The organism is Roseateles oligotrophus (assembly GCF_014204525.1).
GTDB lineage: Bacteria > Pseudomonadota > Gammaproteobacteria > Burkholderiales > Burkholderiaceae_C > Paucibacter_A > Paucibacter_A oligotrophus_A.
Map to the genome: position 1 here is coordinate 163,246 of NZ_JACHLP010000007.1, position 25,484 is coordinate 188,729.

Annotated in this window: 37 protein-coding genes; 24 read left to right on the top strand and 13 right to left on the bottom strand. The window is 65.2% G+C overall.

All coding sequences use genetic code 11. The features are described from left to right. The 11 genes from HNP55_RS17585 to HNP55_RS17635 form a co-directional block, all read right to left on the bottom strand. On the bottom strand, positions 1-1,524 hold the full coding sequence (locus tag HNP55_RS17585) for a DUF935 domain-containing protein (protein ID WP_221439650.1): 1,524 nt from the start codon (positions 1,522-1,524) through the stop codon (positions 1-3). Then, on the bottom strand, positions 1,517-2,932 hold the full coding sequence (locus tag HNP55_RS17590) for a terminase large subunit domain-containing protein (protein WP_184302305.1): 1,416 nt from the start codon (positions 2,930-2,932) through the stop codon (positions 1,517-1,519). The genes HNP55_RS17585 and HNP55_RS17590 overlap by 8 nt, the downstream gene beginning before the upstream one ends. Next, on the bottom strand, positions 2,932-3,504 hold the full coding sequence (locus HNP55_RS17595) for a phage protein Gp27 family protein (RefSeq protein ID WP_184302307.1): 573 nt from the start codon (positions 3,502-3,504) through the stop codon (positions 2,932-2,934). Before HNP55_RS17595 ends, HNP55_RS17590 begins: the two co-directional genes overlap by 1 nt. A gap of 4 nt (positions 3,505-3,508) precedes the next feature. Beyond that, a complete protein-coding gene (locus HNP55_RS17600; RefSeq protein ID WP_348648726.1) occupies positions 3,509-3,832 on the bottom strand; it encodes a hypothetical protein in 324 nt (107 codons plus the stop codon). Then, entirely contained in the window at positions 3,822-4,151 is a 330-nt protein-coding gene (locus HNP55_RS17605; protein ID WP_184302309.1) for a hypothetical protein, read from the bottom strand. Before HNP55_RS17605 ends, HNP55_RS17600 begins: the two co-directional genes overlap by 11 nt. A gap of 8 nt (positions 4,152-4,159) precedes the next feature. Continuing rightward, a complete protein-coding gene (locus tag HNP55_RS17610; protein ID WP_184302311.1) occupies positions 4,160-4,663 on the bottom strand; it encodes a hypothetical protein in 504 nt (167 codons plus the stop codon). Next, positions 4,660-5,310: a transglycosylase SLT domain-containing protein gene (locus tag HNP55_RS17615; protein WP_184302313.1), complete on the bottom strand. Its 651-nt coding sequence runs from the start codon at positions 5,308-5,310 to the stop codon at positions 4,660-4,662. The genes HNP55_RS17610 and HNP55_RS17615 overlap by 4 nt, the downstream gene beginning before the upstream one ends. A gap of 3 nt (positions 5,311-5,313) precedes the next feature. Beyond that, a complete protein-coding gene (locus tag HNP55_RS17620; protein WP_184302315.1) occupies positions 5,314-5,724 on the bottom strand; it encodes a putative holin in 411 nt (136 codons plus the stop codon). A 97-nt stretch (positions 5,725-5,821) separates the two neighbouring features. After that, positions 5,822-6,340 carry a hypothetical protein gene (locus tag HNP55_RS17625; protein WP_184302318.1) on the bottom strand — a complete coding sequence of 173 codons (519 nt, stop codon included), beginning with the start codon at positions 6,338-6,340 and terminating at the stop codon, positions 5,822-5,824. 19 nt (positions 6,341-6,359) lie between these two features. Next, positions 6,360-6,686 (bottom strand): hypothetical protein, encoded by a 327-nt coding sequence (locus HNP55_RS17630; protein ID WP_184302321.1) that lies wholly within the window; start codon positions 6,684-6,686, stop codon positions 6,360-6,362. A 109-nt stretch (positions 6,687-6,795) separates the two neighbouring features. After that, a complete protein-coding gene (locus tag HNP55_RS17635; RefSeq protein WP_184302324.1) occupies positions 6,796-7,233 on the bottom strand; it encodes a helix-turn-helix domain-containing protein in 438 nt (145 codons plus the stop codon). Between the two features lie 469 nt (positions 7,234-7,702). Between HNP55_RS17635 and HNP55_RS17640 the strand changes: the two genes are divergently transcribed. Together HNP55_RS17640 and HNP55_RS17645 are read left to right on the top strand one after the other, a co-directional pair. Next, positions 7,703-7,972 (top strand): DNA-binding protein, encoded by a 270-nt coding sequence (locus HNP55_RS17640; protein ID WP_184302327.1) that lies wholly within the window; start codon positions 7,703-7,705, stop codon positions 7,970-7,972. After that, the gene (locus HNP55_RS17645; protein ID WP_184302330.1) at positions 7,969-8,271 is read left to right on the top strand and encodes a DNA-binding protein; all 303 of its coding nucleotides are present in this window, start codon (positions 7,969-7,971) and stop codon (positions 8,269-8,271) included. Before HNP55_RS17640 ends, HNP55_RS17645 begins: the two co-directional genes overlap by 4 nt. A 42-nt stretch (positions 8,272-8,313) precedes the next feature. Here HNP55_RS17645 and HNP55_RS17650 read toward each other — a convergent pair whose 3' ends face one another. Continuing rightward, positions 8,314-8,610: a hypothetical protein gene (locus HNP55_RS17650; RefSeq protein ID WP_184302332.1), complete on the bottom strand. Its 297-nt coding sequence runs from the start codon at positions 8,608-8,610 to the stop codon at positions 8,314-8,316. 93 nt (positions 8,611-8,703) lie between these two features. Here HNP55_RS17650 and HNP55_RS17655 point away from each other — a divergent pair, with 93 nt between their 5' ends. The 21 genes from HNP55_RS17655 (at position 8,704) to HNP55_RS17755 (ending at position 21,834) form a co-directional block, all read left to right on the top strand. Next, positions 8,704-9,177, top strand: a complete 474-nt coding sequence (locus HNP55_RS17655) for a hypothetical protein (protein ID WP_184302335.1) — start codon at positions 8,704-8,706, stop codon at positions 9,175-9,177. A 5-nt stretch (positions 9,178-9,182) separates the two neighbouring features. After that, positions 9,183-9,422, top strand: a complete 240-nt coding sequence (locus tag HNP55_RS17660; protein ID WP_184302338.1) for a hypothetical protein — start codon at positions 9,183-9,185, stop codon at positions 9,420-9,422. Then, complete coding sequence (locus HNP55_RS17665; RefSeq protein ID WP_184302341.1) at positions 9,419-9,736, top strand: transcriptional regulator; 318 nt, start codon at positions 9,419-9,421, stop codon at positions 9,734-9,736. Before HNP55_RS17660 ends, HNP55_RS17665 begins: the two co-directional genes overlap by 4 nt. A gap of 20 nt (positions 9,737-9,756) precedes the next feature. Further along, complete coding sequence (locus HNP55_RS17670) at positions 9,757-10,668, top strand: hypothetical protein (protein WP_184302344.1); 912 nt, start codon at positions 9,757-9,759, stop codon at positions 10,666-10,668. Positions 10,669-10,675: 7 nt separating this feature from the next. Then, entirely contained in the window at positions 10,676-12,442 is a 1,767-nt protein-coding gene (locus HNP55_RS17675; RefSeq protein ID WP_246448499.1) for an integrase, read from the top strand. After that, positions 12,439-13,662, top strand: a complete 1,224-nt coding sequence (locus HNP55_RS17680) for an AAA family ATPase (protein ID WP_246448500.1) — start codon at positions 12,439-12,441, stop codon at positions 13,660-13,662. The genes HNP55_RS17675 and HNP55_RS17680 overlap by 4 nt, the downstream gene beginning before the upstream one ends. Before the next feature lie 3 nt (positions 13,663-13,665). Continuing rightward, positions 13,666-13,815 (top strand): hypothetical protein, encoded by a 150-nt coding sequence (locus tag HNP55_RS17685; protein WP_184302347.1) that lies wholly within the window; start codon positions 13,666-13,668, stop codon positions 13,813-13,815. Further along, positions 13,812-13,997, top strand: a complete 186-nt coding sequence (locus tag HNP55_RS17690; protein WP_184302350.1) for a hypothetical protein — start codon at positions 13,812-13,814, stop codon at positions 13,995-13,997. The genes HNP55_RS17685 and HNP55_RS17690 overlap by 4 nt, the downstream gene beginning before the upstream one ends. After that, the gene (locus HNP55_RS17695) at positions 13,994-14,593 is read left to right on the top strand and encodes a hypothetical protein (RefSeq protein WP_184302353.1); all 600 of its coding nucleotides are present in this window, start codon (positions 13,994-13,996) and stop codon (positions 14,591-14,593) included. The genes HNP55_RS17690 and HNP55_RS17695 overlap by 4 nt, the downstream gene beginning before the upstream one ends. A gap of 70 nt (positions 14,594-14,663) precedes the next feature. Beyond that, positions 14,664-15,179 carry a host-nuclease inhibitor Gam family protein gene (locus HNP55_RS17700; protein WP_184302356.1) on the top strand — a complete coding sequence of 172 codons (516 nt, stop codon included), beginning with the start codon at positions 14,664-14,666 and terminating at the stop codon, positions 15,177-15,179. Continuing rightward, positions 15,176-15,352: a hypothetical protein gene (locus tag HNP55_RS17705; RefSeq protein ID WP_184302359.1), complete on the top strand. Its 177-nt coding sequence runs from the start codon at positions 15,176-15,178 to the stop codon at positions 15,350-15,352. Before HNP55_RS17700 ends, HNP55_RS17705 begins: the two co-directional genes overlap by 4 nt. 145 nt (positions 15,353-15,497) lie before the next feature. Further along, a complete protein-coding gene (locus HNP55_RS17710; protein ID WP_184302362.1) occupies positions 15,498-16,187 on the top strand; it encodes a gp16 family protein in 690 nt (229 codons plus the stop codon). Then, the gene (locus HNP55_RS17715; RefSeq protein WP_184302365.1) at positions 16,184-16,630 is read left to right on the top strand and encodes a Mor transcription activator family protein; all 447 of its coding nucleotides are present in this window, start codon (positions 16,184-16,186) and stop codon (positions 16,628-16,630) included. Before HNP55_RS17710 ends, HNP55_RS17715 begins: the two co-directional genes overlap by 4 nt. 2 nt (positions 16,631-16,632) lie before the next feature. Next, entirely contained in the window at positions 16,633-17,016 is a 384-nt protein-coding gene (locus tag HNP55_RS17720; RefSeq protein ID WP_348648727.1) for an ASCH domain-containing protein, read from the top strand. Between the two features lie 110 nt (positions 17,017-17,126). Beyond that, the gene (locus HNP55_RS17725) at positions 17,127-18,140 is read left to right on the top strand and encodes a hypothetical protein (protein WP_184302368.1); all 1,014 of its coding nucleotides are present in this window, start codon (positions 17,127-17,129) and stop codon (positions 18,138-18,140) included. A 44-nt stretch (positions 18,141-18,184) separates the two neighbouring features. Further along, positions 18,185-19,147: a major capsid protein gene (locus tag HNP55_RS17730; protein WP_184302370.1), complete on the top strand. Its 963-nt coding sequence runs from the start codon at positions 18,185-18,187 to the stop codon at positions 19,145-19,147. Between the two features lie 107 nt (positions 19,148-19,254). Next, entirely contained in the window at positions 19,255-19,650 is a 396-nt protein-coding gene (locus HNP55_RS17735; RefSeq protein ID WP_184302373.1) for a hypothetical protein, read from the top strand. Between the two features lie 29 nt (positions 19,651-19,679). Then, positions 19,680-20,057 carry a DUF2190 domain-containing protein gene (locus HNP55_RS17740; protein WP_184302376.1) on the top strand — a complete coding sequence of 126 codons (378 nt, stop codon included), beginning with the start codon at positions 19,680-19,682 and terminating at the stop codon, positions 20,055-20,057. 16 nt (positions 20,058-20,073) lie between these two features. Further along, a complete protein-coding gene (locus HNP55_RS17745) occupies positions 20,074-20,571 on the top strand; it encodes a gp436 family protein (protein ID WP_184302379.1) in 498 nt (165 codons plus the stop codon). Positions 20,572-20,573: 2 nt separating this feature from the next. Next, entirely contained in the window at positions 20,574-21,035 is a 462-nt protein-coding gene (locus HNP55_RS17750; protein ID WP_184302382.1) for a hypothetical protein, read from the top strand. A gap of 34 nt (positions 21,036-21,069) precedes the next feature. Continuing rightward, positions 21,070-21,834: a hypothetical protein gene (locus tag HNP55_RS17755; protein WP_184302385.1), complete on the top strand. Its 765-nt coding sequence runs from the start codon at positions 21,070-21,072 to the stop codon at positions 21,832-21,834. A 31-nt stretch (positions 21,835-21,865) separates the two neighbouring features. Here HNP55_RS17755 and HNP55_RS17760 read toward each other — a convergent pair whose 3' ends face one another. After that, a complete protein-coding gene (locus HNP55_RS17760) occupies positions 21,866-22,048 on the bottom strand; it encodes a hypothetical protein (protein WP_184302388.1) in 183 nt (60 codons plus the stop codon). 43 nt (positions 22,049-22,091) lie between these two features. Here HNP55_RS17760 and HNP55_RS17765 point away from each other — a divergent pair, with 43 nt between their 5' ends. Then, on the top strand, positions 22,092-25,484 hold the full coding sequence (locus tag HNP55_RS17765) for a tape measure protein (RefSeq protein ID WP_184302391.1): 3,393 nt from the start codon (positions 22,092-22,094) through the stop codon (positions 25,482-25,484).

Here is a 25,484-nt window from a genome sequence, read left to right on the forward strand (position 1 = left end):
TCATTGCTCCTCGGGGGATGGGTCGGTGCTCAGACCGGCAGCGGCGCCGAGCCGTGCTGTAAATGCGGAGTTCGTGAGGGCTTGATGCAGGGCCATGGCGTCCATCTCGGCCAGCAGCGCAGGCAGGCGAGCAATCAATTCCGCCGCTGTCTCGCCGCGGTTCACGCTTTCGTCGATGGCGGCCTGCAGCGGCGTAACCATGGGTGCCAGCAGCGGCTGCCAGTCGTCCATGGAGGCATCGACCAGGTCGTCGATGGCATCGCGTGAGTCCTGGTCGCTCGCCGCCTCGGCAAAGTTCGGCCGCTGTCCGCGCTGCAGCGCGGGTGCCGGGGCTGGCGCCACCGTCGGAGCGACCTTCTTCTGCCAGCCCTCGCCATACTTGGCACGAACGGCATCCAGCGACAACTCGAAGCCCATATCCGAGATGATCTTGTCCGTCTCGGCCGAGGCCTTCAAGTCGTCTTCTTGCTTGATCTGCCGCCAAACATGGCAGGGCTCCAGCCCATTCAGCTCACAGATCCAAGTCAACAGCGTCGAGTTCAGCGTCTCGCTCAGCAGATCACTGTCGGCCTGCGTCAGATCCTCGCGCACGTCGGCGCGTTCTTTGCTCGCCGCGGCCAGCGCACCGCCGCCGGATGAGCGCGCTTCCTGGCCCGTCAGCACAGCGCCGATCCAGTCGTCCATGTACTCGCACAGCGTCTGCTGCAGCGTCGTATTGCCCTGCAGCTTGCTCTCGATCAGAGCGACCTTCATGCCATCGGGTGTGATGACGAAGCCATCGCTACTGAAGGCGCGCAGCGCGTCGGCCAGCGTTTCCTTTTCCTTCTTGGTAGCGTTGCGCGGATACTCACCATGAAGCGTCGGGCCACCGACACGATCGTTGAGCTTGTTCCAGCTCACCACGCCCTTGCGCTTGAAGTAGACCGCCCACCATAGCTGCAGGCCCAGCCCAGTGCCGTAAGGGTTGTCGTCTTCGGGGTTGACGCGGTGAACGATGAACTTGCGCTCTGGTACCGGAACGCCCCTCAGCATGTTTTCGCGGGTCAGCATGTGCAGTTGCGGCGGGCTGTTCTCCTCGACCTGGATGAACTTGAAGCGCCGCTGCGCCCGTTTGACCACACGCTCAGGCACGACCTGGCCGTCGCGGACTGTCCAGACCACCTCGGCCGGCACGAAGCCTGCGATCAACGCCTCCAGCAGATCGGCGCACAGCTTGTCGAAGTTGCTGGCCTTCAGAATCGTTGTCACGGTCTCGGCGTCCTGGGTACCCTTGGCCGACTTCACGCGGGGCTCGACTTGCCAGGGCTTGCCGATCAGCGCGAGCTGGCGTTTCTGCAAGCCGTCGAACACCTTGCCATCGCGCTTCAGGTCTCGATAGATCTCGGGCCCGGCACCGCGCTCGATCAGCAGCGGATCATTGGGCTGAATCACGCCCATGAACAGCGTTTCGAACGGATCTCGCAGCCGGTTGGCGAACTCGGCGTTCATCTCGGGCGGGGTGATTTTGGTGCTGGTCTCAGCCATGGACAAACTCCGACATCAAGCCGGCCGAGTCCCTTCGGCCGCTACTCATGAATTCAATGGGTGCCGTGGGGTTGCTGCCCGCGTGCAAGGCCAGCGCCAGTGCCCAGAAGCGGTCAGCGTGGCCATCCGGTGTGCTCTCGGCCACAAAGCGGATGTTCCCGGCCGAGCTGGTCACCTTCTGCACCTTGCGCAAGTCGGCGCGAATCTTGGCCTCGTCGGGGATGCGCACCTTGCGGTCCTCCATGGCGCCCTTGAGCGGGTAGGCCAGCGCCTCCTTGACCTGGGCGCTGAAGTTCACGGCCTCGACACGGTGCTCGCCGAACTTGTCCTGCGCGTCATCGGCCCACCCAATGCCCAGGCCGGTGGCGTCAATGCAGATGCGGTCACAGATCTCGAACCAAGGCCACAGGACCTTTTCCTGATCGCTCTTGCGCATCTTCTCCATCGTCTCGACATGGCGGGTGTAGGACACATCACCCAGCTGCTCGACCACCCACAGCACGGTCAAGTCCTTCTTGCGGCCGATGTCCACACCCGCGAAGAGCCGCCCCTGGAAAGGCCCCTCCAGGCCGCGCTGCCAGCGCTCGCCGCCGCTGTACTCGCAAGCCGTGATCAGCCCGTATTCCAAAAACTTGGCGTCGTCATCGGCTGGAACGCACTGGTATTCCTGGTCGAATGATTCCTCGTCCGCCGCCCCATGCTTGGTGAAGTCGAAATAGGCGGCCTCATCCATGTCCTGCTGCTCGGCGTCTGCCGGTAGCGCCTGCTGCAGCTTGAACAAGAAGCCCTGCTCCAACGCATCCTGCAGCGTCACGCGGTGCAGGCTGATGCGCTTGGAGTTGCCGCCATGCCGGGCCTCGCGCACCAGGCCATTGAAGAAGCTGTGCGAGCCGCGATGGGTGCTCACGATCTCCATGCTGCCGCCCCAGGTGATGCCCGGGTAGGCAATGGCCCACATCTTGCGCTGGTCACGGTGCAGGGCGAACTCGTCCAGGATGCGGCTGCCGCGCTTGCCTGCCTGGGCGTCCGGGTTGCTGCTCATGCTGTGGATGCGCCGCCCGCTGGCGAACTGCAGCACATAGGCGCTGATCTTCTTCTCAGCGTCCAGCACCTGCTCGCCCAGATCCTTGGCCGCCATGCCCATGACGCCGGCCCACAGCTTGCAGTCCTCAATGAAGAGCCGGGCCTGGATGTCGTCGCGGCTGCTCACCCATTCATCGAAGCGCGCGCCCTGGGCTGCGGCCCGCTCATCGGCGCCGTAGGCGGTCGACCAGCTGATGCCGATCTGCCGGCTCTTTTCCATCAGCTTGATGCGCGAGCTGTCCTTGATCCATTTGGACTGGAACGGCAAAAAGATCGCGTCGCGATCCTTCGGGATGCACTTGGCTCGACCCTTCAGTTTGGCCATCAGACGATCCCCAGCGCCTCGCGGATCGCCCGCTTTGTGTCTTCGGTCACGCCGCCCTTGCTGCCCAGGGCGTCCAGCTTGGCGCGCTGCTCTTCCAACAGCCGCTTGCGCGTGTCCTCTTCCACCTTGGCCTGGAACTGCTTTAGGTTCACCGAGCTGCGCGTCAGCGTGGCGATATTCTTGGCCGCGGCCGACAGCATCGAAACCCTGTCGCTTGGGTCGGCCTTTGGATCGTCCGCCTCCTGCAGGGCCAGGATGGCCTCGAACAGCTCCGTCTGCACCAAGGCCGTCAGCGCCTCGCTACGGGCGTCCTTGTCATCGCCGGCCTGGGCCTGAATGATCTTGGCCGCCTCGGTGCTGGCGCGAATGGCGGCCAGGCGCCGCTCCAGCTTCTGGCCATAACGATGCACCGCCGTGCGGCTGGGCAGCTCGCCAGCCTGGTCAGCGGCCGGCCAGCGCTCGCGCAGCTGGGCGATCAGCTCGTCCAGCGTGCAGCGGCCCTCGGCCAGGCGGCCTTCGATGAAAGCCTTTTGCTCCAGCGGCAAGCGAGAGATGGTGCTCTTGCGGCCCATGGCCTCAGCCCCCAGCCGCCGGCCGCGCAATGCCCGGCTCGCAGTCAATCGTGTACTCCACGATGTCGATGCCGTAGCGCTCCAGCTTGGCCCGCACCTGGCCCAGCGGGTCGGTGCGCAGCGACACCAGCTCGCGCCCCTGCAGATAGTCCAGCTCGCGCCGGATCTCGTTGTCCGTCGCATCGGCATACACCGCCGCCGCCACGCCGCGCAGCATCGCCAACGTGGCCTCGCTCGGGCGCGCCGTGTTCATCGTCATCAGCAGCACCCAGCGCAAGGTCTCGCGGCGGGCGCGCTGCGCCACCCGCATCAGGTCGTCAGGATTCACGGTTGCCCCCCTTGAGCAAAATGTTTTCAAAGCGAATGGCCATCGCATCCAGCTTGGCCCCTATGGTGGCCACCGCCTGCACATAGTCCTCACGCCGCACGTAGTGCAGCGGCAGCTCGGCCTTCAGGTTCAGCAGCTCGCGTTCAATGCGTTGCCACTGCCCCGACTCCTCGCGGTGGTTTCTCTCCAGGCCGTCCAGCCGCGCCTGCAGCTGACGGTGGTTCTCGTTCAGGTCCCGCAGCAGCATCTTGGCCACAGCGCCACAAGCGCCAAAGAAAGACAGCAGCAACAGCACCAGGTGCCAGAGTTCGATGGTCATGATCGCTTTCAAGGAATCGCTTCGGGATGGGTTGGCATACGGTGCCAGTCGATCAGCGCGTCGAGCCGCTCGCGGCAGCGCTCGTACTGGGCGCCGGCGTCGAGGGCCCATTGGCCGAGGTCGGAATCTGTGGCAACGCGGGCATCGGCTGCAGCAGCGCCGCCGGTGGTCGGGGGCAGATCGGCAACTCGTAGGCCGGCCGCGCCGTCGAGCACGCGCAGAGCAGCAGGGCCGAGGCAAGCACGGCCAGACGTGGTGTTCTTGAGCGCATCGCGCTTCTCCTTGGTCAAAGTCTGGATCTGCAGCTCGTGCTGAGCGACCTGCTGGGTCAGCACATCGCCGCGCGCCTGCGCGGCTTGCAGGCGCTGCGCCGCCCCACGGGTCGCCAGGCGCTGGTCCTCGGCGACCTGGGCGCGAAATTCCGTCAACTCGGCATGCCCCAGCCACTGGCCGGCCAGCATCCCAGAGCCGAACACCAAGAAGGCGACGATGGCGCTTTGGCGAGCCCTCATGCCTGCGGCCCCCAGCTCACGTAGAGCAGCTGCAGCCGGTCGAGAATGCGGGCGGGGTAGCCCAGGTTTTCAGCGCAGTGGCTGATGTGGCGTTTGGCCTGGCCGCAGGCGGCATCTACCGCCTCGCGTGAGCTGTTAGCGGCCCGCCGTGCCTCGGCTTGCCAATGGCCCAGCCCGCCGTTGTAACCACGCAGCGCCACCCACATCCGGTCCCGCGCGCTGTAGCGCTGTGGCGTGCGCTCATACAGCCATTTGTCGTAACCCACCATCGCGCGCAGCGCCCAAGTCGGGTTTGTTGGCTGGCAGGCCGCGGCATCCAAGCCCTGCAGCGCACACCACCACTTGGCGGTGCTGGGCATGAACTGCGCCAGGCCCTGGGCACCCACGCGGCTCACCGCAGTCGGCCGCCAAGCGCTTTCCTGATGCACCTGGGCGGCCAGCGCTGCCACCGGCGCCTCCAAGCCCCACTGGCTGTGTGCAGCGCGGACCAACATGGCGCGATAGGGGGCCGCCGCATTCGGCGCTTGAACTGGCAACTGATCCGCAGCATGCGCGGCATCCAACGCCAACAACGCGACCAAGACGGTGACCAAGACCGCCAGAAACCAGCGCGCGGCCCGCTGCAGGGTGGTGTGCAAAGTGCGCATGGCTCAGGCCCCCAGGCCCATCGCCAGCATCGTGGCGGCCACAATCAAGGCGCGGCGCAACATGGCCGTGCCGGCCAGGCGGAGCTGCGATTCTTCGGGCGCCACCAGCAGCGTGCAGGCCGTCTCGCCCGGCGGCAGCTGCAAGAAGTCCCCGGCCTCCCGGGTGTCCGGCAAAAAGGCGTCCGGCCGCGCATAGGGAAACATGCTGCGGTCCAGCCAATAGCCCACCACGCCGGCCAGGGTGACCAAGCTCAACTTGTAGAGGCTAACCGGCAGCTGCTGCGGCGCGATAGCCCACACCAGCACAGCCAGCAACAAAGTGATGAGGGCCCAGCCGCTCAGCCGCGGCGGGCGCTTCAGCCTTGCGGCACAGCGTTGGACAAAAGGCCGGGAGGGGGTGGTTTGGGTTTGCATGCAGCCACTGTGCCCAGTGGGGTGCATGCAGATTCAATAAAGTGCTTTAAAACAGACCGAGCCCAAGACCACCCGACTCACGCTCCTGCCTTCGTGACTACCCGCATCGCGCCGTTGACACAGCGTTTTCAAATTCTGGGATCAGCTTGGGCTTATCGACAATTTCGTAGACCATGTTCTTGATTTCCTGCTTACCCATGAACTCGATGATGGCCTCTGTGCTCTTGGTGATGAGAGTGGTCAGCGCTTTGCTGGCAGGGAAAAGGCATTCTGGGACCACGACAGCCTCAGCCTCCCGCTGCAGGCTTTGCAAGTTGGCTACCGGCCCAGCCAGTGCGATACGGCCCGTCGTGCGAGCCAGTCTGTCGGCATCTGCCCAACGACGGTAGAGGTCCAGCAGGCCTTTGGCCTGAGCTGGGCCTGCCAGTTTGAGGTTGGGCGCGACGTCCCGGCTACTCCGACTGCGAGCACCAGGTTCTATCCCGTTCGACACCCAGGTCTTCACCGCCTCGGTGGACTTTACTTCGTTGCCGCAAGACGCATCTTGGTAAACCACTCGGCCGTCCGCCAAGGTGCATTTATTGACGGCCCAGCTCGGCGCTGCGGCAAGAAACACGACCAAGCTTATGGCCCAACTAATGAACCTCGTGTTGTTTCTTCTCATCGTCCTGCCCTCTCCACCCGGCGCTTCGTGTCGCCTTTGCTTGAACCGTCTCTGCATAACGCCGTGCCCGCTTGAGCTGCAAGTCATTTAGGTCGATCACCATGCGCGTGCCGAACTCCCGTTCCATGAAATCGAACACGCCTCGATCATGTGGCCGTATTGACACCAGCAGCCTCAAAACCTCGCGCTGCTGTTCGTTGGCAAATCTAGGCCGCGCCTGTACGGGCGCAGGCGTCGGCAATGCCTGATAAATGTGGTTGAGGGTGACGTTGACATGGGTCACCTTGTTGTCCCGCATCTGCCCGATGTTGACTGCGTTCTTTCCACTGCTATGTTGGCTAGGCCTGAGTTTTACAACCCAGTCGCGCACCCACTTCGGAATTACTCCCAATCTCGCTCACTCCCTGCTACTTACGCCGCTTCGATGGCGGCGTTTCTCCAATAGACCCAATGTTCACTGCGTTAGCGCCAGTGCTGTGCTGGCTGTTTGAGCCGCCGATCCGCACCGTTGGCCCCGGGCCAGACGCCGCGCCCAAGAGTGCGCCCAAAGCGGCACGCCGCACTTCCTTGCTGGCCTCTCTGAAATAGTCCAGCATGGTTTGTTCTTCGGCGGTCAGGTTCGGTGAACACGGGTCGCGGCGCTTGCCCGTTAGGACAAACATCACATCGAAGTCTGCGGCCGCGAGAGCAGCCAAGACCTCTCCGCCAGGAATCGACGAGCCGCGTTCGCAGCGGCCCCAGTACTCGCGGGACACCCCTCCGACTTCGGCGGCTTCCGCCTGACTCCAACCGCGTTCTTTCCGGGCCTCCTTTAGACGCTCGAAAAAAAGTAATCCATTGATCACAAATACTCCTTGCAAAAGAGATCAATAAGTCCCACAATCAACCCCACACCACGGCGAACACCAACCAACAGCCACGCGCCAAGCCAAAAAAATGACCTCTAGCGAATCCCAGGTTTTTCAGCCACGTCAGGCGGGCGAACTCCCAGCGGCACAGGGCACGCCTGTTCCAGCACAGTCAGTGCCGCATCCATACCTTCAGCGGCAGCTGAGCCGTCTGGCTGCGCTTGGTTTTGCGAGCCAAGCCCTTGCCATTGCGTTCGGAACACCTGTGCAAATGCCCTGGCGTCTGGATGTGTCGCCACCAAAGCGCTTATCGCGCAGAGCAGTACCGACGCCTGCCCTAGTTGGTATTCGAGTTCGCCGCCTTGCACGCCAACTGCGGCAGCGAGCGCTCTGACTTGTTCTTCCGCCACGCCGTCCCCTGACCTTTGATTTGTTTCAAACCGCAATCTACCACTGACCACCACACATGAAGCGCCACCCCGCCACCGCCAGCACGCCCGCCGCACCCTTGCGCGTGCCATTTCCACAGACGCCGCAGTCCGCCGCCGCCTGGTGCAAGGCCCAGGGCATCACGGTGGCTGGCCTGGCCCGTGCCCATGACCTGCCGCGCCCCATCCTGGTGGACCTGCTGCGCGGCAAGCTGGTCGGCAACTATGGCCAGGCCCACCGCGCTGCCATCGTGCTGGGCCTGAAGCCCCAGCCGCAGGATGCCGCTGAGCTGGAGCTGGCAGCATGAAGCCGCGTTTCAAGCTCCGCCTGGACGGCACTCTGGTCTTCGTGGGGAAGTCGCCCGAACAGGTTCGCAGCGAGATGCTGTTCAGAGGGATCACCATCGCCCAATGGTCGCGCGAGAACAACGTGCACCACAGCCTGGTGCGGGAGATCCTGGCCGGCCGCAAGAAATGCATGCGCGGCATGAGCCGCAACATCGCCGTGCTGCTAGGCATGAAAGAAGGCCTCATCACCACGCGCCCCGGCCGCGTGGCTCCTGCAGGCCGCCTGATTGAGCCCCGCCTGGTCGGAGCGCAGGCATGAGCGCGCTCACCCGCCTCCAAGCCCAGGCCTTGGCCGCCCAGCTCATGGCCGCCCACCGAGCGCAAGTAGCTCGTCTGCAAGGGCTTCAAGCGCTGCTCGCGGCGCCTCAGCGTCCGGCGACTTCAGCACCGAGGCCAGCATGAGCAAGTCCGCCCGTACCTCCTGCGCCGCACCCAGCCGCTTGAGCAGCAGCTTGAAGGCATTGCGCAAGGCCAGCCGCTCGGCCTCCATGAGCTGCAGCTGCTTGTGGACTTCCGCCAGCGCTTGCGCCAGGGCTTCTTCCTTGGTCATGGTGGGGGTCTCCTTGGGTGGCTGGTTGCCGTGTGTTTTGCGAGTCATGTCGCCACTGTGGCAGCAGGCCTGCGCCACAACCAGATGCAGCCAGGCGATTTGTTTGGACGCCCTGTTGCTGCCCGCCCGGAGGGCTTTCCAATGAGCCGCCGCAATTGGAAGACCTACCAACCCGCCAGCCTGCGCGATGCGCTCAAGGCCTGCAAAGACTTTGCGCTGGAGCGCCAGCAACTCAGCGTGGAGCGCATCGCCGAACGCATGGGCCTGGAGGATCACTGGGCGCTCTACAAATGGATTGCCAACGGCCGCATGCCCCTGGTGAATGTGCATGCCTATGAGCATGCCTGCGGCTGCTGCTTCGTCACGCGCTGGCTGGCGGCCACGGGCAACAAGCTGCTGGTGGACATCCCGCGCGGCAAGGCCCCGCAAGCGGGCGAGCTGATGGCGCTCAACGCCGGCTGCGCCCAGGCCTTGCAGCTGCTCACCAACTTCTACGCCGCCAACGGCCAGGCCGACCCGGCCGCCACGCTGGAGGCGCTTCGCACCCACCTGGAGCAGGTGGCCTATCACCACAAGAACGTGGCCGCCTACGCCGCGCCTGAACTGGAGTTTTGAACGCCATGCCCGACATCTACAAGCCCCTGCCGCCGGCCTTCGTGCCCGTGGCGGTTGATACCACCGAGATGTTCAATGCCGGCCGCACCGTGGGCGTGACCCATCACCAGCGCAGCGGCGATGTGAACCTGTGCAACTACTCGGATGGCAGCTACATCTCACTGAAGTTCACCCGCGACGAGGCCCAGGCCCTGCTCGCCGAACTGCAGCGCGTGCTGGCTTTGCCGACGAAAGCCGCCGCATGAGCGCCTCCAGCGACAAGGCCCTGTCCGCCCCCATCCGCAAGAGCTGCGATCTGTTCCGCTTGCTGGCCGGCCATGTGGTGCTGGGCCTGGCCCCGGGCGAGATCGCCAAGGGGCTGGACGTGTCACCCAGCTGGGTCTCGGTCAACCTGCCCGCCCTGGCCGCTGAAACCGGCTTCGTCGAGCAAGTGCCCGGCACCAATCGCTGGCGCCTGGGCCCGGCCCTGGCCCGCATCGGCATCACCGTGGCTACAGAACTCAACGCCGCCCGCCAGAACCTCGACGAGCTGAGCCGTCGCTACGCAACCCCACTTTGACTGACAACACACACAACATCATGGCCCGCAAACCCACACCCGCCCCCGAGATCACCGAAACCGCCATCGTGCCCGGCACCCTGGAGGCTGACACGGCCGCCGCCAACACGCTGGCGCTGGCACGCCTCGAACAGGGCAAGCGCGTTATCGCGATGGCTCAGCACCTGAACTATGAGGGCGGCGTTGACGCGGCCGTGCTGGAGAACTCGGCAAGGGATGCGATCAAGCGCATTGGCGCAGGCATCTTCGAACTAGGCGGCTACTTGCTGCTGCTCAAAGAGGCGTGCGGGCATGGTCAATTCCTGCCTGCTCTGGAGCGGCTCAACCTCGCGCCACGAGCAGCTCAGCAGTACATGGCCGTAGTACGGCGGTTCGCCACAAATACGAAGTTGACTTCGCATTTGGGTGGCGGGAACTCGACCCGACTGGTCGAACTCCTGCCCCTCGACGATGAGCAGCTCGAAGACCTGACCGAGCTAGGTCAGACCGGTGAACTGGCCCTGGACGACGTGGCCACCATGTCCGTGAAGCAACTGCGCGCCGCAGTCCGCGAAGCCAAGGCCGACAAAGACGCCGACGCTGCCTTGCTGGAAAAAAAGAACGCCCGCATTGACAAGCTGGAGCGCGATCTGCAGCGCGTCAACAAGCTGGCACCCGACGATCAACTGGCCCTGGTGAAGAAAGAAGCCACCGCCATCGCGGCCGATGCCGAGGGCGCCATCCTCGGCGGCCTGCGCCAGGCGCTGATCAAGCTCAGCAATCACGGCGACAGCGCCCCGCAACACGTCTTCATGGCCGGCCTGGTCGGCCAGGTGCAGGCGCAGCTCACCGCGCTGCGCGCTGAGTTCAACCTGCCCGATGCCTCCAGCCTGGCCCAGCAGGAGCTCGCCGCCGAAGTGGCCGAGTGGGCCTTCCCCAAGGACAAGGACTGAGCGATCCATGGCTCTGAACGCCGTCACCACGCAGCGCCTGGTCGCGGTGGCCCAGGCCGCTGCTGCGGCGGGGCCCGGCGGCAAGGGTCACATCTACGCCGCCGCCTGCGCCGAGCTGGGCATCAGCCTGGCCACGCTGCACCGCCACCTCAACAAGGTCACCATGAAGCCCGAACGCAAGCAACGATCCGACGCCGGCGCCGTCTCGCTCACCCGGGATGAGGCCAAGGCCATCAGCGCCTTGCTGATCACCAGCCAGCGCAAGAACAACAAGCGCCTGCTCTCCATCGGCCAGGCCGTGGAGATCCTGCGCGCCAACAGCGAAGTCCGCGCTGAGTTCCTGGACGAGGCGACAGGCGAGCTGCGCCCCTTGTCCGACTCGGCAATAGCCCGTGCGCTGCGCGTGCATGGCATGCACCCAGACCAGCTCAATCGCCCCACGCCCGCCGTCGAACTCAAAAGCCTGCATCCCAACCATGTCTGGCAGATCGACGCCAGCCTGTGCGTGCTGTACTACCTGCATGCCGAGACCGAGCGCGAAGCCGGCCTGCAGGTGATGGAGCGCGAGCGCTTCTACAAGAACAAGCCTGCCAACCTCAAGGCCATCGAGCGCGACCGGGTTTGGAGTTATGAGGGCACCGACCACAACAGCGGCGGCCTGATGCTGAACTATGTGCTGGGCGCCGAGAGCGGCACCAACCTGGCCGAGAGCTTCATCGAGTTCATCCAGCAGCGCCAGGTCATTCACGGCGTGCCGCTGATCCTGATGATGGACATGGGCTCGGCCAACACCAGCGGCTTGTTCAAGAACCTGGCGCGCCGCCTGCAGGTCAAGCTCATCCCACACATGCCGGGCAATGCGCGCGCCACCGGCCAGGTCGAGAACGCCCGCAACATCATCGAGCGTAGCTTCGAGCCCGCGCTGCGCTTGATGCCGGTGGCCGACCTGGCCGAGCTGAACGCCCAGGCCCGCCGCTGGTCCGATTGGTACAACGCCCACAAGGTTCACAGCCGCCATGGCCGCACCCGGGCCGAACAGTGGATGACGATTCAGCCCGCCCAGCTGCGCCTGGCGCCGGCGCCCGAGCTGTGCCGCGAGCTGCTGACGCATGAGCCCGAGTCGCGCAAGGTCAGCGACACCCTGACCGTGCAGTTCAAGGGTCGCGAGTTCGATGTGCGCGGTGTGCCCGGTGCCATGGTGGGCGAGAAGGTGCTGATCACCTTCAGCCCCTACGCCTCCGACACCGCCGCCATCGTGAACGTGGATGCCGAGGGCAATGAGCTGCTGCACACCATTCCGCTGGTGGCCCGCGACGACGCCGGCTTCCGCGAGGACGGCAATGTGATCGGCGAGGACTACCGCCGCCCGGCCGACACCCAGCTCGACACTAACCGCAAGGAGGTGGAGCGTTTCGCCTGGGACGCCCAGACCGACGCCGAGGCCGAAGCCAAGAAGAAGGCCAGGGCCGTGCCCTTTGGTGGCCGCATCGACCCCTACAAGCCCATCGAGCAGGCGCCCGAACGCACCTTCTTGCCGCGCCGCGGCACCGAGCTGCGGCCGGCCGTGGTCACCCAGGCCGCCCCAGCCCGCGTGCTCAGCCACTTCGAGGTGGCCGCCGAGCTGGCGCGCCGTGGCACCCAGCTGAGCGCAGAGCGCCATGCGTTGATCCGCGCCTGGCACCCCGACGGCGTGCCCGAAGACCAGCTTGACGCCCTGGCTGATCGGCTCACCGTGCGCGCCGGCCTGCGCGTGGTGGCAGGAGGTGGGGCATGAGCCGGCCGATAAAGATCACGCCGACGGTGTTGGAACGGGCGCGCCAACTGCGTGAGCAGGGACTCACGCATCGTCAAGTTGCCACCGAACTGGGCATTTCCTACGACGCCGTCAGGAAGGCTGCGGGCGACCGCTACCGCAATGCCTTTTTACCGGTGGGAAAAACCCCCTGCAAGCCCGCAAAAGCCGCCGCCCATACCGAGGTCGCACCCAAGCAAAAAAACGGCTCTATGGCCGCCCTGAAAGAAGTTGGCCCCGACGTGGTGGAACACGCCGAGGCCGATCCATCCGCTGAACCCAATCAACAAGAGGACGCAACCATGCTACTGCAGAATCAATCACTCACTCCCGAGGCCCGCGAGCACTTCCGTTTGCCGCGCAGCCCTTTCGTTGATGACGTGCAAACGCCCGACGATGTGTTCCAGAGCCCCAGCGTGCGCTATGTCCGCGCCGCGCTGATGGACGCAGCCAACCACCACGGCTTCATCGCCGTGGTGGGCGAGAGCGGCGCGGGCAAGTCCACGCTGGCCGAGGATCTGGAAGAACGCATCAAGGCTGCTGGCCGCGAGGTGCTGGTGATCCGCCCCTATGTGTTGGCGATGGAGCAGAACGACGCCAAGGGCAAGACGCTCAAGAGCAGTCACATTGCCGAGGCCATCGCCGCCGCGCTGGATCCGCAGCTCAAGGTCAAGAGCAGCCCGGAGGCCCGCTTCGCCCAGGTGCATGCCTTGCTCAAGGCCAGCCGCCGCGCGGGCCGCCGCCACCTGCTGCTGATCGAGGAGGCTCATTGCCTGCCCACCGCCACGCTCAAGCACCTGAAGCGTTTTCTGGAATTGAAGGATGGCATGCAGCGCTTGCTGGGCGTGGCCCTGATCGCCCAGCCTGAGCTGCGCGACCGGCTGGGCAGCCAGAACGCCGAGGTGCGCGAGGTGATGCAGCGCTGCGAGATCGTTGAGCTCAGCCCCCTGGATGCCGACCTCGAAGGCTACCTGCGTCACAAGTTCGCGCGCTTCGACTTGAAGTTCGAAGACGTGTTCGCGGCCGATGCGGCCGATGCGATCCGTGCCCGCCTGGTGCACATGCCGCGCGGCGGCAAGCTCGGTGATGCGCGCAGCATCTGCCACCCGCTGGTGGTCAACAACCTAGTGTCCCGCGCCATGAATGCCGCCGCCCGCGCCGCCTGGCCCCAGGTGGACGCCCAGGTGATCGCGGGGTGCTGAGCCATGGTCCTCTACCTGATCACCTTCACTCTGCGCGACGGCTCGCAACGCGAGCACCAGGGCTTGTATGCCTGCGGCATCGACGCCGTGATCGGTGTCATGGAAGTTTTCCCCGATGCAAAGCGCATCAGCGCCAGAAGGATCTCTCAATGAACCCTGCAGCCAAGCGCCACCCCTTCGCCCCGGGCGTCATCGTCTGTTGTGCTCGCCGCTCTGCCCGGCGGCGTGTGCAAGCCTGGTGCTGCAGTCTCGTGCTGCTGGCTCTGACGCTGGGCCTGGCCCTGCTGGCCGCGGGCGGTCACCTGGCGCTGCTGAACCTGGGAGTGCCGGCGTGAGCGGTGATTTGTCTTGCCCGGTCTGCGGCACGGAGTTGAGCCTGGGCGTGCTGTTTGCCGAGGCCGATGCCCAGCAGGCTTTTGCCCGCCTGGCCGCCGTGAGCATTCCGCTGGGCGCCCGGGTCATGCAATACCTGACCCTGTTCACGCCGCCCAAGTCCCGGCTCACCGTGGCCAAGCAGGTCAAGCTGGTGCTGAGCCTGCTGCCCGACCTGGAGCGCCAGGCCATTGCATCCAAGGGTCGGGAGTGGACCGTGCCGCACGCGCTCTGGGCCCAGGGCATCGACCAGATGCTGGCCGCCCGCGATGCCGCTCGCCTGGACCTGCCGATGAAGGGTCATGCCTATCTCTACGCCATCCTGGCCGGTCTGGCCGACCGCCATGAAGGCGAGGCTGAGAGCAAACGCGAAGCCGCACGCAAAGCGCAGACCCGGCCGGGTCAGGCCGAGGGCGCGGCCAGCCTGGCCTCCTTGCTGCCCACCATGCCCACAGCGAGCAGTGGCCCGGTGCCGCTGTGCAGCGACGAGCAGATCAAGAAAGCCGTGCCCATGCCCGAGGCCCTGCGCGCCCAGTTGCTCAAGCGCCGACCTGGTTGACGCCCCCACGAATACCGACTGAAACCCTGATTTCTCTACCCAATCACCACCAACCCAAGGAGCAAAACTCATGGCAACCCGCATCAAAGCCAAAGCCGCCGTTCAGGTGCCCCAAACCAAGACCGACTGCGCGGCTGACATCAAGCTGATCGGCGACCTGCAGCGTGATTTCGAACGCCAACGCGCCGAGATGAACGATCAGATCGCCGAGATCACCAAGCAGTACCAGCCCGGTCTGGAAGCCCTGCAGGGCCGACTGCTGGTGCTGCAAGAGGGCGTGCAGTCCTTCTGCGAAGCCCACCGCGAGACGCTTTGCGGCAAGGGCAAGACCGCCAACCTGGTCACCGGCGAGGTGTGCTGGCGCCAGCGCCCGCCCAGCGTCAGCATTCGCGGTGCCGACTCTGTGATGGATACCCTGCTGCGCATGGGCCTGGGCCGCTTTGTGCGTGTGAAGAACGAGCCCAACAAGGAAGCCATGCTGAATGAGCCCGACGCTGTGAAGGGCATCGCCGGCATCGCCATCGTGTCGGGCGTTGAGGACTTCGTCATCACCCCCTTCGAGGCTGGGACCGAGGTGGCGGCGTGAGCGGCCACTACGAAGACGAAGCTGCCGTCATTGAACCCCGGGTGACGGGCGCTTACGGCCCCTTGCGCTGCGAGCACGGCGCCCTGTTGGCCTTCCGCTGCGAACTCTGCTGGCCCGTGGCGCCGCCCGCGCCGGAGCCCAAGAAGATCCAGATCGGGCCGCTGGACGTTTAACCCCCAACTTGCACCCGAACGCAAACCGAACTCCCTGATCGAGTGGCCAGCCAGCCCTCGGTTTTTCCCGGCGCAGTACGGCTGGGGTTTTTTCAAGCTGCTCTCGCCCGGTGGGCAGTTTGAACAAGCTGCAAAGGTAAAGAACATGGAACGCAAGCCCCTCACCCAAGCCACGGACGCCCGCGCACGCCTGGTCAAGATCATCCACGTGGCCCGCCGCGAGTTGCAGCTGGAGGAAGGCACCTACCGCGAGCTGCTGGTCTGCGCGGGCGGCGCCAGCTCCACCAGCGAGATGGACATTCCAGCCCTGGATGCGGTGCTGGCTCACCTCAAGAGCAAGGGCTTCAAGGTGCGAGCGACGGCCAAGGCCGGTGCGAAAGGTAGGCCCGACCGCCGCCAAGACAGCAGCGTGAGCGCCCGCAAGGTCCGTGCGCTGTGGCTGTTCCTGGCCGACCTGGGCGTCGTGCGCGACCCGTCTGAGCGGGCGCTGGCGGCCTACTGCAAACGCATCGCCAAGGTCGATGACTTGCACTGGGCCCGGCCCGACCAAATGCATGACTTGATCGAGACTTTGAAAAAATGGGCCATGCGTTTCCTGCCAGCCGCCATTGAGGCGTTGAAGGTTCAGGCCGCCGCAGAACATCGCCGCCAACCCTTCGACCCAGAGCTGGCCCTGGGCCTGCAGCGCGCCGTCCAGCGCGCTCTGGACGGCAGCTTTGATGCCAATAGGGCTGCGTGGGCGGCTCTGACCGAAGCCTTGAACGATGCGCAAGAAAAGGCACAGGCGCTGGTGCAGGTGCTGACGCAGGTGCAGGACCTAGGAGACCAGCCATGAATGCCCAGCGCCGTTTTGTTTCCGCAGCCGAGATGGCTGTGCTGGAAGCCCAGCTCCCCGCCGGCATGGCCGAGGGCATGCGCGACCTGGCGCTGTGCCTGTATGAGGCGTTGGTGCTGGTCGATGTGCGCGCGGGCCAACCCGCACCGACCGACACCTGGCTGGCCCAACTCGGCACCTGGACGCAGCAGGTGCTGGCTCAGATGCAGCACCTGGCGCAGGAAATGGGTGGCCGTGGCGGCATCTACATTGCCAAAGGCCTGATTGCCCAGCTGTCGGTGCGCGATCGCGAGATGTGCGGCAAGTTCCGCGGCAACAACTACCGCGAACTGGCACACGAATACAGCCTGACCGAGATGCGCGTCCGTCAGATCGTTGACGCCTGGCAGCGCGAACAGTTCGCCGCGCGCCAGGCCCGCCTGCCTGGCTTGGAGGAGAACTGAATATGGACTTGACGCTGCCTCTCAAAGCGGAGTACTTCGACGCCATCAAGAACGGGACCAAGGTCGAGGAATATCGCCTTTGCTCGCCACACTGGCGCCGCCGCCTTGAGCACCGAACATTTGACCGTGTGGTGCTGACCCTGGGCTACCCACGCAAGGGCGATGAATCGCGCCGTCTTGTCCTACCTTGGCGCGGCATGCGGGTGACGACAATCACGCACTCGCATTTTGGCCCCGCCCCGGTGCTGGTCTACGCAATCCGCGTAGCCCCCGAGACCCCGCTAAATCCGGATGATGACTACAGCCACGCCGCCGAGGATTCGGCCAATAAGCGATCGCTGGAAGTCAGGCGTGCACGCGGTCAGGCTTGGCCATTCCCGTTCTAGGACTGCTGCGCAGCGGCCTATTCCTTTGCGCCCGGCTGTGAAGCCCAGCGCCCAAAAACACTAAAGCGTTTTACTCGGCCCCGGCGCCCGCCCGGCACGACATTGGGGGCATGCAAGCCGCCAAGCCCAACCCCACACTGCCCGACGGCATCGAGATCTTCCGCTCCGGCACCCGCACCGCTGAGAACGGACAGGTCTACACCATCACCGATGCCGACGTAGCCGCCACCGCTGCGGCTTACGACCCCTCCCTGCACGAAGCGCCGCTGACCGTCGGCCACCCCGAAGGCGACCATCCCGCCTATGGCTGGGTGCGCCGCCTGGTCGCCGAAGACGGTGTACTCAAGATCGCCGAGCACGACCAGGTCGAACCGCAGTTCGCCGAGATGGTGCAGGCCGGCCGCTTCAAGAAGCGCAGCGCCGCCTTCTATCACCCCACCGACACCACCAACCCCAAGCCGGGCATCTGGTATCCGCGCCATGTGGCCTGGCTCGGCGCGCAGCCGCCGGCGGTCAAGGGGCTCAAGGACGTTCAGTTTTCCGAGGCGGCCCCGGCAGTCTCGTTCTCCGAACCCATCGCTCAATCTACTCAACCCACCCCAACCACTCAGGAGCAAGACGATATGACCACGGAACTCCAGGCCCAGCTCGACGCGGCAAACGCCAAGCTCGCTCAGGCCCAGGCCGACGCCGAGGCGGCCAAGAAGAAGGCGGCCGACGCCGAGGCACAAGCCGTCCAGTTTGCCGAGAAGGCCCGGGCCGACCGCAAGGCGCAGCTGGTGAGCTTTGCCGAGGCCCAGGTGCAGGCCGGCCGGCTGTTGCCCAAGGACAAGGACATGGCCGTGGCCACGCTGGTGGCGCTGGACGCAGCCGCGCCCGTCGAGTTCAGCGAAGGCAATACCACGCGCAAGCTCAGCCCGGGCCAATGGCTGCAAGACCTGATCACGGCCGCCGCGCCCAAGGTGCAGTTCGGCGAGTTCGCGCCCGGCAATGCCACGGCCCAGGCCGGCGGCGCCAAGGGCAAGAGCGATGCCGAAATCGACCAGGCCGCACGCGCCTATGCCGCCCAGCACAAGGTCAATTACTCGGAAGCCCTGCGCGCCGTGACCTCGTTCGCCGCCTGAGCACCTGACCCACCTCTATACCCACACAAAAGGAGTGCATCGCCATGATGACGCCCGCCGAGATTCGCCTGAAACAAAACCCCATCCTGACCAACCTGCTGCTGGGTCTGGGCCAAGGCACCTTCATTGCCGAGGCGCTGTTCCCGCGCCTGCCGCAAACGCTGTCGGCCGTGACGCTGGCCCAGGCTGGCGATGAGCGCTTGCGCCGCTACAACCTGCGCCGCGCGCCCGGTAGCGCAACCAAGCGCGTGGACATTCGCTACGACGACAAGACCTACACCGTCAACCAGTACAGCGTGGAGGTGCCGATCCCGCGTGAGCTGCTGCGCGAAGCCGACGAAAGCCGCAAGCTCAACGTGGGCAACTATCTGGATGTGAGCCGTATCGCGATGGCCACGGCCAACGACATCCTGCTGCTGGACTACGAGCTGGAAGTGGCGGGCCTGGCCACCACCGTGGGCAGCTACGCGGCGGGCCATGTGCTGGCCCTGGCCGGCGCCACCAAATGGAGTGCCGCGACCGGCACGCCGGTGACCGACATTCGTGCGGCTTCCGAGACCATCCGCAAGAAGATCGGCAAGCGCCCCAACACGCTCACCTTGAGCGCTGATGCTGCCCAGGCGCTGCAGACCAACGCCGAGGTGAAGAGCTACCTGCCCAGCACGCAAATGGGCCCGGCCACGCTGGATCAGCTCAAGACCATTCTGAATGTGCAGACCATCCAGGTCGGCGATGCGGTGGTGATTGGCAGCGATGGCGTGGGCTCCGACGTCTGGGGCAATAACGCCGTGCTGGCCTATGTGCCCAAGATCGGTGCTGGCGGCAGCAGCGACATCAGCCTGGCCGAACCGGCCTTTGGCTTCACCAACGTGCTGGAAGGCCACCCATTCGCCGAGACGCCGTACTACGACCCTGGCGCCAAGAGCTGGATCTACGGCGCCACCTATGAGCGCCAGGCCAACGTGGCTTACAACAACGCCGCCTTCTTGTTCGCCAATCCGAAGTAACACCTCGCCGCCGCCGCAAGGCCCTCACGGGCCTGCTGGCACCCCGTGGGCCCGGTTGCCCACGGGGTGGCCCAGCGAAGCGATTGACCCATAGAAAGGACTTTGCAATGACGCTATTGATTGCCCTGGTCGCCACGGCCGTAGTCGTGAATGGTGCCCGAGTCGTCATCCAGCCTGGCCAGCCCCTGCCTGATTTGAGCGAGCACGATGCCCAGGCCCTGAAAGCCAGCGGCGCGGCCGCTGATCCGACGCGGGACGATCTGGACAAGCAGGCCGCCGCCGACGCGGCCCAGCGCCACGCTGCCGCCTTCCAGGCCGAGCGTGAGCGCGTGCAGGCCGAGCTTGCGTCCACCGCCACCGAGCCCGCGCAGGAGCAAGTGCAAGAGCCACAGACGCCCGCGCAGGAGCAAGTGCAAGAGCCACAGACGCCCGCGCAGGAGCAAGTGCAAGAGCCACAGACGCCCAGCACGCCGCCTGCCGACAAGCCCACCAAGAAGCGCTGATCCCACGCCCACGTTAGGAGCCCCACACCATGCCTTCTCAAAACAACAGCGGCCGCCAGTACGACAAGAGCCATGCCATCACCATCGTGGCCATGGTGGCCATTGCCGCAAACCGATTCGTCGCCTACGACGGTGGCTATGCCACGGCCGCTGGCGGTGTCAAAGACAGCCAAGGCATCAGTGAGAGCGCAGCGGCGGTCAACGAAGCCTTCCAGGCCGTCACTCGCTACAGCTTCCCGGTCGAAGTGTCCGAGGCCGTGGCCTTTGGCGACTACCTCAAGCCAGCGGCGGACGGCTCTGGCCGCGCTGCAGTGGGAACCGCCACGGTGCACTGCGCCCGTGCCTTGGGTGCTGCTGCGGCCGGCCAACTGGTCGAGGCGCAGATCGTCACTCACCGCAACGCCTAAGCGCAGGGCACCCGCGATGAACTACGCCACCGTTCAGGACATGATCGACCGTTTTGGTGAACTGGAGCTGATCCAGCTCACCGCCGGCGCGGGCGCTGTGGTGGTTGATGCCACCAAGCTGGAGCGCATGCTGGCCGACGCCCAGGCGCATATCGACGGCTACGTCGGCCTGGTCTATGCATTGCCGCTGCTCGGCTGCGTAAAGCCGGCGCCCACGCCACAGCAACCCACCGCGACCGAGCTGGTGCCGCCGCCACTGCTGGTGCGCATGGCCTGCGACGTGGCGCGCTACTACCTGTATGACCAGGTGGCGCCCGAGCATGAGGTGTTCGTGCGCTTCAAGACCGCCCAGCGAGATCTGGAAGCCATCGCTGCGGGCAAGGCCGTGCTGGCCTGCCCCTGGGGTGGCGAGCCGGGCCCGCAGATCACCGGCGCGGTGTCGGGCGAATGCGAGGTGATGCATTCGTTTTCACCGCGCTACATCACCGACGACAGCCTCGCCGGCTACCGCTGAGCATGAGCGCAGTCCACCCGAACAACTTCCTGGCGCCGGAGCCTCACATCGTGGCCCGGCTCCAGGCCGCGCTGGCCGGCCTGCAGCCAGCCGTCCATGTGCTGACCGAGGCCGAGCTGGCCGACGTGAAGGAACAAAGCCAGCTCGTGCCCGCCGTGCATGTGATCTGGAACGGCTTTCGGGTGCTGGAGGCTGGGGCCCTGGGCCGCAAGGCTCGGCTGGAGCACAGCTGGCTGTGCGTGGTCGCGGTGCGTAACGTCGCCGGGGCCCGCCACGGCGCGGCGGCGCGCCAGGAAGCCGGGGAACTGATCGCGCGGGCAGGCGCCGCGCTGGCTGGCTTCAAGCCGCCCAATGCCGCCACGCCCATGCAACTGGCCCCTGGCCCGCGCGGCAGCGCAGGCAAGGGCTTTATGTATGTGCCGCTGGCTTTCACGGTCGAGACGATCTTCAGCAGCGGCCAGTAACCCAACTGTCTTACTTCAAACCAAGGAATTCTCCATGCCAACTCCGCAAGTGATCACCCGCAAGGTTTACAAACCTGCCCTGACCGTGGGCCAGCTCTATGCCCGTGCCTACGGCAGCACCGGCCTGATGCTGCCGCTGGGCAATGTGCTGAACCTGGAGCTGGCCCATGCCGAAGACGTGCAGAAGCAACCGGACTTGACACGCCTGGGCGGCGGTACCTACGCCGAGGTGCGCCGCGTCAGCGATGTCACGATCAGCGCCGCCCTGGCCGATTTGAACGTCGTCAATCTGGCGCGTGCCACCTTGTCCACTGTTGCTGAAACCGATGCGGGCACTGCGGCGGATCAACCAATCACGCTTTACCGCGGTGGCCTGATCCCGCTGCCTCATGTTCTGCTGTCGTCCGTGGTGATCACCAAGGACACAGCGCCTGGCACACCGCTGGCTGCGGCTGGCAATTACGAGGTGCGGCCCGAGGGCATCTGGGTCTACGACAACGCGCCTGGCGTGACGGATGGCGACGCCGCCAAGCTGAGTTACAGCTTTGCCGGTCAGGCCGTGCTGGAGGCGCTGACCACCAAGGCCGCCGAGTTGCAACTGCGCTTCGGCGGCCTGAATGAGGCCGACGAAGGCAAGCCGGTGGTGGTGGACATCTGGCGCGCCAGCCAGGGCGTGACCAAGAGCCTGGGCCTGCTGACCGGCAAGTTCGGACAGCTGGATGTGACCGGCACCCTGATGGCCGACCAGACCAAGATCGGCGCGGGCATCAGCCGCTTTTATCGGACCACGATGGTTTGATGAAACCACACCGGGTCACACGACCCGGCTTTTAGCGGCGCAGGGTGCGCCGTGGCAACTGAGCGGGTTGGACTGTGACGATCTGCCCCAGCAGCCAAATCACATAACCCGCTGTCAGTACGACGGCCATTCCCATCAATGCGGCGCCCAGCCAGAACGACCCTGCAAACGACAGGACCGACAGGCATAACACGAAGGCGATGAGGCGGGGCATGGGCAGATTCTAAACAAGGCCCCGCCCATCGTCCAGGCACAGCATGAGCAGCAACCACTCCATCGGTATCGACATCAAGGCCGGCGTGCAGGGCCAGGAGTCCGTGGCCGCACTGACCGTTCGCCTGGACGATATGGCCAAGGTGTTGAAGGGCGACCTTCAGCTGCAGGCCCAGCAAGCGGCACAGAAGCTGCGTGAGCTGGCCCAGCAGCAAGAGGCGCTGAACACCTTCGAGCGGCTCAAACGCGAGTCAGTCGCCGCAGCGGCAGCACTCAAATCTGCCGAGAAAGAAGTCGAGGCGTTTGGCCGGCAGATTGCCGCTGCTGGCCCACCAACGGCCCAAGAGGCCGCTGCCTTGCAAAAGCTGCAGACTGCCGCTGATACCGCGCGTCAGGCGGTGCAGCGGCAAAACGCTGCGCTGACCGAGGCTACCGCTGAATTACAGCGTCATGGGGTGGCAGCTACCAGCACCCAGGCCGCTCAACAGCGTCTGGCCGCCGAATTGGCCCAAACTCGTGCGAACGCGGCCGCCCTGGCGCCGGCTTACCAGAGTGCTGCGGCCAGCTCTGTAGCAGCGGGTGAGACCATGGTGCGCACCCACCGCGCGGTGGGCGAGGGTGTCAGCTCCATCAGCGAGCAGTTGCAACGCGTGCAGAACGGCTACCTGGCACTGCAAGGCCTGGGTGGCCTGGGCGCCATGATTGGTGACGTCGCCCGCACGGCGGACGCCTACAACAGCCTGGCGGGCCGCATCAAGCTCGTTACGGGTGAGGGAAAAGCATTCGAGCAGGCCCTGGCAGGCGTGCAGCAGGTGGCGATAGAAACGCGCTCTGATCTGGACGCCACGGCTCAGCTTTTCACCAAGATCCTGGAGATCGGTAAGGCCTCTGGCATGAGCCAGGAAATGGCTTTGTCTCTGACCCAGACCATCAACCAGGCGATCCAGATCACTGGCGGCAGCGCCGCTTCGGCCAGCGCAGCCATCACCCAGCTGGTGCAAGGTCTGCAGTTGGGTGTGGTGCGCGGTGATGAGTTCAACAGCATCATGGAGCAGGCGCCGCGCCTGGCTCAAGCCATGGCCGACGGCCTGGGTGTCACCAAGGGCGAGCTGCGTGGCATGGCCGAGCAAGGCCAGCTCAGCGCCGAGGCTGTGCTGCGGGCGATGCGCATGCAAAGCGAAGGCGTGGCGGCCGAGTTCGCCAAGCTACCGCCCACCATTGGTGGCGCACTGCAAAACCTGTCCACGGCCTGGATGGTTTATGTCGGCGAAACCGACAAGGCCTCGGGTGCTAGCAAGACCGCTGCGCAGGCGATCAATTTGCTGGCGAAGAATCTGGATGGGCTGATCGGATTGTTGGGCGATGTTGCACAAGCCGGCGCCGGGTTCATTGCCTTGCGTCTCGCACAGCACTTCATGGGTGTCAGCACGGCAGCGCAGGCGGCCGCCGTACAGGTAGCTGCCAGTGCGACAGCCATGAAAGGCGCCGAAGCAGCGGCTGTCGGTGCGGGCGCTGGCGTGAGCCGCTTTGCCGGTTTGTTGGCGGGTCTGCGAGCCTTTACCTTGGTTGGCCTGGTCACGAACTTCAAGGACATCGGCACCTGGATAGGCGAGAGCGCCGCCAAGCTGATGGGATACAAAGATCGCACCGCCGAGCTGGCCGCGCAGGAAGCCGCGCTGAACAAGGAACTGGCAGAACGTCAGGCTTTGCGTCAGCGGGAAATGGATTTGGCTAAGGCCCATGAGAACGCGCTGTTTGGCGTATCCAAGGCCGGCGCCGGGCTGATTGCCCAGTTTGACGAGCTCACAAAAAAGGGCACAAACGTCGATGAGGCCATCAGCCAGATCGGCAAGAAGTTCGACCTGGCCAGTCTGCCTGGAATCCAGAACGCTGCGGCCGTGCTGGACAAGCTGAAGGCCGATGGCAAGCTGTCGGCCGAGCAGTTCCAGCAGGCCTGGGCGGATGCACTCAAAGGCCAGGACCTGCTGGCCTTTGAAACCAAGTTTCGCGCCAGCATGCTGGTGCTGGAACAACAGGCCGAGGAAGCGGCTGCCAAACTCAAAAGCGCGATCGAGCGCGGTGTGGCCGGTGCGGAGCTGAAGGCACTGGAGACTGCCGCTCGCGAAGCGCTCAGTGCTGTCGGGCGCGAGACGGAACGCACCGCCCAGGTCATGGATGCAACATTGCGCGAAGCCATCCAGCGCGCCGGCCTGGACTTTGCTGTAATCAGCGGCGGCATGTCCAAGGCCTCAGTCAGCGCGCTCAACGACATCGAGGCGGTTGTGGCTGGCCTGGATCGCATGAAGGCCCAGGGCATTGACACCGGCACTGTACTCAGCGCCAGCATCAGCAAGGCCATCAATAGCGCTGACTCGCAAAAGTCCATAGACGCGGTGATAGCCCGCATCGAATCGCTGCGCAGCAAGCTCGGCGACAAAGTGACAGACGGGTTGCTGGACGATGCTCGCATGCGCGCCAAGGCGCTTAATGACGAACTCGACCGGGCCAAGCCGGGCATCAACAGCTTGGCCGAAGCCATGAAGGTGTTGGGCGTAACCAGCCAGAAGTCCCTGGATGAGACGGCAACCAAGTTCCGAACTGCTTACGAGACCATGCGCAGCTCTGGTACCGCGACTGCTCGCGAGCTGCAAGACGGTTTTCTTAAGTACGCCGAGGCCGCCATCAAGGCCAATGGCGGCGTGGCCAGCGAGTCGCTGAAGACAGAGGCGGCATTGCGCGGTGTCGAACTCTCGGCCGAAAACGCCGGCCGGGCCATCGTCAATGGCATGACCGAAGGCGCCAAGGCCGCCGCTTCCTTGACCGGGTCGATTGAAAGCCAGACCGCCGCCCTGGAGCGTCAGAACGCCACCATCAAGCGGGCCAATGCTGCACGTGAAGAGGCTCTGGCGCTGGAGCGAAAGCGCCTCAACGTCGACAAGGACGGCTTCACCTTGGACTCCAATGGCAACCGCCAGACCATGGGGGGCCAGCTCAAGATTCCAGAGGGCTACTACTTTGACCATGTGGCAGCCAACCAGAATGCGCGCTTCCGGGCTGGCCTGTCCGATGGCTCTGAGTTCATCAAGAAGACCCCGGAGCTGGAAGAAGAAGAGCGGCAGCAGCAGGCCGAGCACCAGGCCAGCTTGAGGGCCCGCGACCCGGCGGAGCGAAACGGCAATGCCGGCTACTCCCTTTTCGGGCCCAAGCCCCCACCGGCACCCGGCCCGCCACGGCCAGATCCTGCGCCGACGCCCAGCCCACGCCCGGTGCCGGCGCCGGCGCCGGCGCCCGCGCCCCGTGTCGTGCATGTCAACGTGACCCTGACGCTCAACGGCAGCTATCACGGCACCGTGCCCACCGACGACCAGGGCGCAGGCGCCATCCAGAGCTTTGTCGAACACCTTTCCACGCTGGCCAAGCGTAGCAACCCGAACTGA

Excerpts from the sequence above, each read along its gene's own strand:
- HNP55_RS17640 (WP_184302327.1), top strand. The coding sequence starts at position 7,703 with ATGAAGCGCCACCCCGCCACCGCCAGCACGCCCGCCGCACCCTTGCGC.
- HNP55_RS17610 (WP_184302311.1), bottom strand. The coding sequence starts at position 4,663 with ATGAGGGCTCGCCAAAGCGCCATCGTCGCCTTCTTGGTGTTCGGCTCT.
- HNP55_RS17675 (WP_246448499.1), top strand. The coding sequence starts at position 10,676 with ATGGCTCTGAACGCCGTCACCACGCAGCGCCTGGTCGCGGTGGCCCAG.
- HNP55_RS17655 (WP_184302335.1), top strand. The coding sequence starts at position 8,704 with ATGAGCCGCCGCAATTGGAAGACCTACCAACCCGCCAGCCTGCGCGAT.
- HNP55_RS17700 (WP_184302356.1), top strand. The coding sequence starts at position 14,664 with ATGGCAACCCGCATCAAAGCCAAAGCCGCCGTTCAGGTGCCCCAAACC.
- HNP55_RS17715 (WP_184302365.1), top strand. The coding sequence starts at position 16,184 with ATGAATGCCCAGCGCCGTTTTGTTTCCGCAGCCGAGATGGCTGTGCTG.
- HNP55_RS17735 (WP_184302373.1), top strand. The coding sequence starts at position 19,255 with ATGACGCTATTGATTGCCCTGGTCGCCACGGCCGTAGTCGTGAATGGT.
- HNP55_RS17645 (WP_184302330.1), top strand. The coding sequence starts at position 7,969 with ATGAAGCCGCGTTTCAAGCTCCGCCTGGACGGCACTCTGGTCTTCGTG.
- HNP55_RS17680 (WP_246448500.1), top strand. The coding sequence starts at position 12,439 with ATGAGCCGGCCGATAAAGATCACGCCGACGGTGTTGGAACGGGCGCGC.
- HNP55_RS17630 (WP_184302321.1), bottom strand. The coding sequence starts at position 6,686 with ATGCGGGACAACAAGGTGACCCATGTCAACGTCACCCTCAACCACATT.
- HNP55_RS17685 (WP_184302347.1), top strand. The coding sequence starts at position 13,666 with ATGGTCCTCTACCTGATCACCTTCACTCTGCGCGACGGCTCGCAACGC.
- HNP55_RS17615 (WP_184302313.1), bottom strand. The coding sequence starts at position 5,310 with ATGCGCACTTTGCACACCACCCTGCAGCGGGCCGCGCGCTGGTTTCTG.
- HNP55_RS17755 (WP_184302385.1), top strand. The coding sequence starts at position 21,070 with ATGCCAACTCCGCAAGTGATCACCCGCAAGGTTTACAAACCTGCCCTG.
- HNP55_RS17670 (WP_184302344.1), top strand. The coding sequence starts at position 9,757 with ATGGCCCGCAAACCCACACCCGCCCCCGAGATCACCGAAACCGCCATC.
- HNP55_RS17720 (WP_348648727.1), top strand. The coding sequence starts at position 16,633 with ATGGACTTGACGCTGCCTCTCAAAGCGGAGTACTTCGACGCCATCAAG.
- HNP55_RS17605 (WP_184302309.1), bottom strand. The coding sequence starts at position 4,151 with ATGACCATCGAACTCTGGCACCTGGTGCTGTTGCTGCTGTCTTTCTTT.
- HNP55_RS17595 (WP_184302307.1), bottom strand. The coding sequence starts at position 3,504 with ATGGGCCGCAAGAGCACCATCTCTCGCTTGCCGCTGGAGCAAAAGGCT.
- HNP55_RS17590 (WP_184302305.1), bottom strand. The coding sequence starts at position 2,932 with ATGGCCAAACTGAAGGGTCGAGCCAAGTGCATCCCGAAGGATCGCGAC.
- HNP55_RS17740 (WP_184302376.1), top strand. The coding sequence starts at position 19,680 with ATGCCTTCTCAAAACAACAGCGGCCGCCAGTACGACAAGAGCCATGCC.
- HNP55_RS17620 (WP_184302315.1), bottom strand. The coding sequence starts at position 5,724 with ATGCAAACCCAAACCACCCCCTCCCGGCCTTTTGTCCAACGCTGTGCC.
- HNP55_RS17750 (WP_184302382.1), top strand. The coding sequence starts at position 20,574 with ATGAGCGCAGTCCACCCGAACAACTTCCTGGCGCCGGAGCCTCACATC.
- HNP55_RS17745 (WP_184302379.1), top strand. The coding sequence starts at position 20,074 with ATGAACTACGCCACCGTTCAGGACATGATCGACCGTTTTGGTGAACTG.
- HNP55_RS17725 (WP_184302368.1), top strand. The coding sequence starts at position 17,127 with ATGCAAGCCGCCAAGCCCAACCCCACACTGCCCGACGGCATCGAGATC.
- HNP55_RS17710 (WP_184302362.1), top strand. The coding sequence starts at position 15,498 with ATGGAACGCAAGCCCCTCACCCAAGCCACGGACGCCCGCGCACGCCTG.
- HNP55_RS17765 (WP_184302391.1), top strand. The coding sequence starts at position 22,092 with ATGAGCAGCAACCACTCCATCGGTATCGACATCAAGGCCGGCGTGCAG.
- HNP55_RS17665 (WP_184302341.1), top strand. The coding sequence starts at position 9,419 with ATGAGCGCCTCCAGCGACAAGGCCCTGTCCGCCCCCATCCGCAAGAGC.
- HNP55_RS17690 (WP_184302350.1), top strand. The coding sequence starts at position 13,812 with ATGAACCCTGCAGCCAAGCGCCACCCCTTCGCCCCGGGCGTCATCGTC.
- HNP55_RS17650 (WP_184302332.1), bottom strand. The coding sequence starts at position 8,610 with ATGACTCGCAAAACACACGGCAACCAGCCACCCAAGGAGACCCCCACC.
- HNP55_RS17660 (WP_184302338.1), top strand. The coding sequence starts at position 9,183 with ATGCCCGACATCTACAAGCCCCTGCCGCCGGCCTTCGTGCCCGTGGCG.
- HNP55_RS17585 (WP_221439650.1), bottom strand. The coding sequence starts at position 1,524 with ATGGCTGAGACCAGCACCAAAATCACCCCGCCCGAGATGAACGCCGAG.
- HNP55_RS17730 (WP_184302370.1), top strand. The coding sequence starts at position 18,185 with ATGATGACGCCCGCCGAGATTCGCCTGAAACAAAACCCCATCCTGACC.
- HNP55_RS17760 (WP_184302388.1), bottom strand. The coding sequence starts at position 22,048 with ATGCCCCGCCTCATCGCCTTCGTGTTATGCCTGTCGGTCCTGTCGTTT.